Below are 6,090 nucleotides of genomic sequence, written 5' to 3'. Positions count from 1 at the left end.
GGCCCAGGCCCCGTCCATCTCCACGTGTGACTCCGACAGCGGGGGCCAGGCGCCCACCCCGTCGAGGCCCTGGATGAAGGCGAAGCTGGCCCCGGCCAGATAGTCGGCGCTGCCCGAGCAGGTGAAGTCGATGTCCGAGCGCGCCATCCCGGTCTGGGTGTACAGATCCTGGACCACCGGCATGATCATCGTCGGCTCCGCCAGGTCGGTCTGGCGGCGCAGCGAGGGGGACTGGGAGAAGGCCACCACGGCCACGTCTCTCATATCTGCGCCGCCTCGGTCATCTTCTGCACCTCGGCGGCAGGAACGTCCGGCTCCCCGGTGGGTTCCCAGCCGCGGATGCCGGCCACTCCCCAGCCGCCGCGGAGGAGGGCCGTATCCTCCTCGGTGAGCTTGTCGGCCCAGATGGCCCGGACCCGCATGCCGGTGCGGACGGCCTCGGGGTCGACGCCCTTGATCTCGCCCATGGTGGTGACGGACGAGCCGTCCAGCATGATCGTCCCCCGGCACGACCGCTCGGTGAGCGACTTGGAGACCTTGGGATCGGGCCGGATCACGGTGAAGGTCACGACCACCCCGTTGTCCGACATCTCGACCCGGTCGGCCTCCCCGGTGGGCACGACGCAGACGGGGCAGTACCCGCGGGGCGGCAGGTAGGTCCGGCCGCACTCGGAGCAGCGGTGCCCGACGAGCGTCTTGTTCCTTATCCCCTCCATGTAGACCCGCGCCGCCTGGGTCGGCGGCCGCTCGTAGTCGAGGGAGACGACCGTGTGCAGCATCTTCACCGGCTCGTCGCTCATCGCCCTGATCCCCTCCCGAGCCTCACGCCGGCTCGAAGCATTCGATGTCCTTGATGTGGCCGATGCGGTCCTCCCGCGGTCGCCACCGGACCTGGACGCGCATGCCCGTCGACATGCGGCTGCGGTCACCGGCGTCGACGGCGTGGAGCAGATCGATGTCGGACCCGTCGAGGCGGATGAGCGACCACGCGAACGGCTGCGGGAGGAGGTGGTACCGGAGGGGCTCGGCCACCCAGGCCCAGGAGGTCACGCTCCCGGTGCCCGGGAGCTGCACCCAGTCGTCCACCGCCGCCTGCCCGTTGGACGCGTCGTACTCGAACGGCGGGCACAGCACCCGGCCCGAGGCGGTGCGGTTGGCCCACAGCTCCCCGTCGCGGAGGCCGGTGAGGAACCGGCTGATCACCGGACCGAGGGTCCGGGCGTAGGGGATCTCGACGGTGACCTTGGGGATCGACGTCTCGCTCATGCTCTCGCCTCCCGTGTCCTCAGCCGACGCCGGCGGTGGAGCGCTGCAGCCGGTCGAGGGTGTCGAGGTAGCCGTCGACCAGGTCCAGCACGACGTCCTTGGTCGAGCGGACCTGGTTCATCCGGCTGACGATCTGGCCGACGGGCATCCCGACCAGGTCGGTCCGGCCCGAGCGGGCGATGCGGCGGTTGGCGTAGGAGTAGAGGAGGAACTGCAGCGGCATGGGCAGGGTGCCGGGAGAATCGGGCCGCTCCCAGGCCTCGGTCCACGCCGTGCGCAGCTGGCGGGCGGGCTTGCCGGTCATGGCGCGCGACCGCACCGTGTCGCTCGACGTGGCGGCCAGGAGCTTGTCCATGACGACCTCGCCCGTATTGGCCTCGCTGACCGTCAACCAGATCGAGCCCGTCCACACGCCGGCCGCCCCGAGGGACATGGCCGCCGCCACCTGGCGTCCGGTCCCGATACCGCCGGCCGCCAGCACGGGAACGGGGGCCACGGCGTCGACGACATCGGGGACGAGCACCATGGCGCCGACGTCCCCGGTGTGGCCGCCGGCCTCGTAGCCCTGGGCGATGATGATGTCGACGCCCTTCTGGACGTCCCGGACCGCCTGCTCGACCCGGCCGATCAGGGCCGCCACCTTCACGCCCTGGGAGTGGGCCCGCTCGATGGCCTCCTGGGGCGGCGGCCCCAGGGCGCTGGCCAGCAGGGTGATGGGATGGGCCAGGGCCACGTCGATGAGTGGGGTGCCGGTCGCCTCGGTCCACCCCAGCACGCCGTTGCTCATCGGGCTGCCGTCAGCGGGGGAGTCCTCCTCGGGCGGCAGCGGAGGAACTCCGTGCTCGTCGAGGACCCGGTCGACGAAGTCCCAGTGGGCCTGGGTGACCATGCCCCGAAGCTGCTTGGCCAGGTCCCTCTCGTCGTGCAGCCCGGCTTCGCGGTCGGCGCTCTTCACGGGCATCACCACGTCGACGCCGTAGGGCTTGCCGTCGCAGTGCTCGTCGATCCACTTGAGCTCCATCTCCAGCTGCTCGGGGGTGAAGGCCAGAGCCCCCAGCACCCCCATGCCGCCCGCCCGGCTGACGGCGGCGGCGACGTCGCGGCAGTGGGTGAAGGCGAAGATCGGGAACTCGATACCCAGTAACTCGCACAGGTCGTTGCGCATCCGGCCCCCCTCGGTCGGTCCTCCCCAAAAGGAGAACACGTTCTACCATATCGGCCGCCGTTTCGATCGAGATCGCCTTCATGACCCATGGCTCAGCGAGGACGGCGAGGCCGGCCGGGGGTTGTTACGAGGTGACCCGGGAGTGACGGTGGGTCACCGAGCTCGATCCCGGCCGGAATGGAGGGCCCCCGGCGGGGGAATCAATGAGCCCATGGTCTCGGTACCCACGCGCCCGGTCGAATTCGACTCCAGGCTCGACGACGTGCCCCGGCACTTCGCCGCCGGCGGGGACATCGTCATGAGCCATGTTCTGGCAGTCCTGTCGTCCGTCTTCCCCGACGGAGAGGACTATTTCGTCCGCTCGGTCGAGGCCGCTCGCGACCAGCTGACCGACCCGAAGCTGCGGGAGGACGTCGACGGGTTCGTCGGTCAGGAGTCCATGCACGGCCGCGAGCACCGGGTCCTCAACGAGCGGCTCGGTGCCCTCGGTTATCCCACCGGGGCCATCGGCGTGTACGTCCGGTGGTTGTTCCGCACCAGAGAGCGTTACCACAACAAGCGACTGCATCTGGCGTTCACCGCCGCCCTCGAGCACTACACCGCCACCCTGGCCGAGATGCTGCTGAACGACCCGGAGGCCCGGAACCAGATCGGCCACGACGGGGTCCGGTACCTCCTCATGTGGCACGCCCTGGAGGAGTCGGAGCACAAGGCGGTGGCCTTTGACGTCTACCGAGCCGTCGGCGGGACTGAGCGGATGCGGATCGCCGCCATGTGGATGACCCACATGCTGTTCGTCCTCGAGACGTCGCTCTGGGCCGGGATATCCATCCTCATGGATCGCGACGCCCGGCGTCACCCCTTACGGCTGGTGCGGAGCGTGTTGCGGCTGCGCAAGTCTCCGTTCGTGAAGCCGGAAGCCGTCCGCCAGCTCTTCGCATACAACAAGCGCGGCTTCCATCCCAACGACCGGGACACCAGCGAGCTCATCTCGCACTGGCGCGCCGTGCTGTTCGGCGACGAGGGACGACTGACCGAGCTGCTGGCCGGCTAGCGGTCGCCCGCCGACCCCAAACTAAGGGACCGACGGGCCGATCACCGCCGGGCGCTGACGATTCTGTGCCGACCGGGCCCGGGATCGGCTGACGATGGCGTCAGCGACCGAGGCAGCCAGCTCACCGGCCACGATCCGGGTGGGGCCGGCGGCGTAGGACGCCAGCGAGGTATTGCCGTTGTCTCGTCGCATTCCCACTCGGTACAAGGCACCGCTAACGCGCTCGAGGGTGGTCGTCATGGCGTACCTCCGCAACTCGAGGACGCCAGCCACGTTACGCGGTGGTGAGATCTGCGCAAGTGAGCAATGAGCGCGGCGGACGTCAGCAGCACACCCGTCGTTGTTACCGGTCGGTCATTTGCCCATTGACGGCCTGGGGTGGCCGCCCTACCTTTCGGCGGCGCCGCCCGGCATCGCTACAGGGGGGCGCGGGGGAGGGAGCATGCCGGCCCAGGACGTCCGGGAGGAGACGCGGTCGGGATGAGCAGCGACGCAGCGGGGATGGACGCCGGGCCGGTCGCGGCCCTGGTCGACCGGGCCGACATCGTTGACCGGCTGTCGCGGTACTGCTACGCCGTGGACTTCGGGGACTGGAGCCTGCTCGACCTGGTCTTCGCCGAGGACGTGTCGGCCACCTACATCCTCGAGCCCCACGGGCTGGACGACGTCCACTTCTCCGACCGGGACAGCACCGTCGGCTGGCTCCGCTCGGTCCTCGGTGAGACGTCGGGCCAGGTGCCCCTGCACGCCATGACGAATCACCTGGTGTCAGTGGACGGGGATGCCGCCCGGTCCCGCAGCTACCTGGCCGGGCGGCCCGGTATGTACACCGTCGAGTGGCGCCGGACGGCCGAGGGCTGGAGGGCCGCCACCTGGGAGATGCGGAACTTCTCGCTTCCCCGTGGCACTCAGCCCGGGCGCCAGGCGGATCGCTGAGCGTCCCCAGCCGGGAGAGTCACTCCACCTCGGCGGCAGGCGCGGCGAACTGGGAGTTGTACAGCCGGGCGTAGGCGCCGTCGACGGCCAGCAGCTCCGAGTGGGAGCCCGTCTCGACGATCCGGCCGTTCTCCATGACCAGGATGATGTCGGCGCCGCGGATGGTCGAGAGACGGTGGGCGATGACGAATGACGTGCGGGAGGTGCGCAGCCGGTTCATGGCCTCCTGGATCTGCACCTCGGTGCGGGTGTCCACCGAGCTGGTCGCCTCGTCGAGGATGAGGATCGGCCGGTCGGCCAGGAAGGCCCGGGCGATGGTCAGGAGCTGCTTCTGGCCGGCGCTGACGTTGTCGGCCTCCTCGTTGATCAGCGTGTCGTAACCGTCGGGCAGGGAGTGGACGAAGCGGTCCACGTAGGTGGCCCGGGCCGCCTCGATGATCTGGTCCTCGGTCGCGGACGGGCTGCCGTAGGCGATGTTGTCCCTCATGGTGCCGCCGAACAGCCAGGTGTCCTGGAGGACCATGCCCATCTGGGAGCGCAGCTCCGAGCGGGGGATGCTCGAGATGTCCCGGCCGTCGATGGTGATGCGCCCGGAGTTGAGCTCGTAGAAGCGCATGATCAGGTTGACCAGCGTCGTCTTGCCCGCGCCCGTGGGGCCGACGATGGCGATGGTCTGGCCCGGCTCGGCCACGAGGGACAGCGATTCGATGAGCGGGACGTCGGGGTCGTAGGAGAAGGTGACGTCCTCGAACACCACCCGGCCCCGGCTGGGAGGCGCGTGGCTCGGTCTGGCGTCCGGACTCTGCTCCTCGGCGTCGAGCAGCTCGAGCACGCGCTCGAGGGAGGCCAGGCCGCTCTGGAACATGTTGGCCATCGACGCCAGCTGGGTGAGGGGCATCGAGAAGTTGCGCGAGTACTGGATGAAGGCCTGGATGTCTCCCACCGTGATGGCCCCGCTGGCCACCCGCAGCCCGCCGACCACGGCGACGATGATGTACTGGATGTTCGACAGGAACAACGTGGCCGGCTGCATCAGGCTGGACATGAACTGGGCGCCGAAGGACGACGCGTACAGCTCGTCGTTCTTCTCCCGGAACCGGGCCTCGACCTCGCGCTGGCGCCCGAACGACTTCACGATGGCGTGGCCCGTGAAGGCCTCCTCGACGATGGCGTTGAGGTGCCCGGTGGCCCGCCATTGGTCGATGAACCGCGGTTTGGACCGGGACGCGATGGCCCGCACCGCAAAGACCGACACCGGCACCGTCGTCAGGGCCACGCCGGCCAGTAGGGGCGAGATGGTGAACATCATGGCCGCCACCGCCACCAGCAACAGGGTGGAGTTCAGCATCTGGCTCATCGTCTGCTGCAGGCTCTGGGCGATGTTGTCGATGTCGTTGGTCACCCGGGACAGCAGGTCACCGCGGGATCCCCGGTCGATGTAGCTGAGGGGCAGGGTGTGGACCTTGTCCTCCACGTCGCGGCGGAGCCGGCGCATGAGCCTCTGGATGACGCCCGCGAGCGTGTAGGCGGTGAGATACGACAGCAGGGCCGAGCCGGCGTAGAGGCCGGCCGCCTCGAGGAGGATCCGGTGGAGCTCGGAGAAGTCGATCCCGTGGTGCACGAACCCCTGGATGATGACGTCGGTCCCGTGGCCGAGGACCCGGGGTCC

At 69.4% G+C, this 6,090-nt stretch carries 7 protein-coding genes; 2 read left to right on the top strand and 5 right to left on the bottom strand.

The features are described 5' to 3' along the window. The 4 genes from VFW24_00165 to VFW24_00150 form a co-directional block, all read right to left on the bottom strand. On the bottom strand, positions 1-264 hold a 264-nt coding region (locus VFW24_00165), incomplete at its 3' end, for a lipid-transfer protein (protein ID HEX5265163.1). Next, the gene (locus VFW24_00160) at positions 261-800 is read right to left on the bottom strand and encodes an OB-fold domain-containing protein (GenBank protein ID HEX5265162.1); all 540 of its coding nucleotides are present in this window, start codon (positions 798-800) and stop codon (positions 261-263) included. The genes VFW24_00165 and VFW24_00160, both read right to left, overlap by 4 nt. A 22-nt stretch (positions 801-822) precedes the next feature. Further along, on the bottom strand, positions 823-1,266 hold the full coding sequence (locus tag VFW24_00155) for an OB-fold domain-containing protein (GenBank protein ID HEX5265161.1): 444 nt from the start codon (positions 1,264-1,266) through the stop codon (positions 823-825). A gap of 19 nt (positions 1,267-1,285) precedes the next feature. Further along, on the bottom strand, positions 1,286-2,431 hold the full coding sequence (locus VFW24_00150) for a nitronate monooxygenase family protein (GenBank protein HEX5265160.1): 1,146 nt from the start codon (positions 2,429-2,431) through the stop codon (positions 1,286-1,288). 211 nt (positions 2,432-2,642) lie between these two features. Between VFW24_00150 and VFW24_00145 the strand changes: the two genes are divergently transcribed. Together VFW24_00145 and VFW24_00140 are read left to right on the top strand one after the other, a co-directional pair. Beyond that, complete coding sequence (locus tag VFW24_00145; protein HEX5265159.1) at positions 2,643-3,485, top strand: metal-dependent hydrolase; 843 nt, start codon at positions 2,643-2,645, stop codon at positions 3,483-3,485. A gap of 480 nt (positions 3,486-3,965) precedes the next feature. Further along, positions 3,966-4,421 carry a nuclear transport factor 2 family protein gene (locus VFW24_00140; protein HEX5265158.1) on the top strand — a complete coding sequence of 152 codons (456 nt, stop codon included), beginning with the start codon at positions 3,966-3,968 and terminating at the stop codon, positions 4,419-4,421. Positions 4,422-4,440: 19 nt separating this feature from the next. Here the strand turns inward: VFW24_00140 and VFW24_00135 are convergent. Then, positions 4,441-6,090, bottom strand: a 1,650-nt coding sequence (locus VFW24_00135) for an ABC transporter ATP-binding protein (protein ID HEX5265157.1), incomplete at its 5' end; no start/stop codon positions are given.

The sequence above is a fragment of the Acidimicrobiales bacterium genome, assembly GCA_036273495.1.
In the GTDB taxonomy this organism is placed as follows: Bacteria; Actinomycetota; Acidimicrobiia; order Acidimicrobiales; family JAJPHE01; genus DASSEU01.
This window is presented reverse-complemented; position numbering and strand designations above follow the sequence as displayed.

Bases quoted from the DNA above. Each gene is read 5' to 3' on its own strand.
- VFW24_00160 (HEX5265162.1), bottom strand. From the start codon at position 800: ATGAGCGACGAGCCGGTGAAGATGCTGCACACGGTCGTCTCCCTCGAC.
- VFW24_00155 (HEX5265161.1), bottom strand. From the start codon at position 1,266: ATGAGCGAGACGTCGATCCCCAAGGTCACCGTCGAGATCCCCTACGCC.
- VFW24_00150 (HEX5265160.1), bottom strand. From the start codon at position 2,431: ATGCGCAACGACCTGTGCGAGTTACTGGGTATCGAGTTCCCGATCTTC.
- VFW24_00145 (HEX5265159.1), top strand. From the start codon at position 2,643: ATGGTCTCGGTACCCACGCGCCCGGTCGAATTCGACTCCAGGCTCGAC.
- VFW24_00140 (HEX5265158.1), top strand. From the start codon at position 3,966: ATGAGCAGCGACGCAGCGGGGATGGACGCCGGGCCGGTCGCGGCCCTG.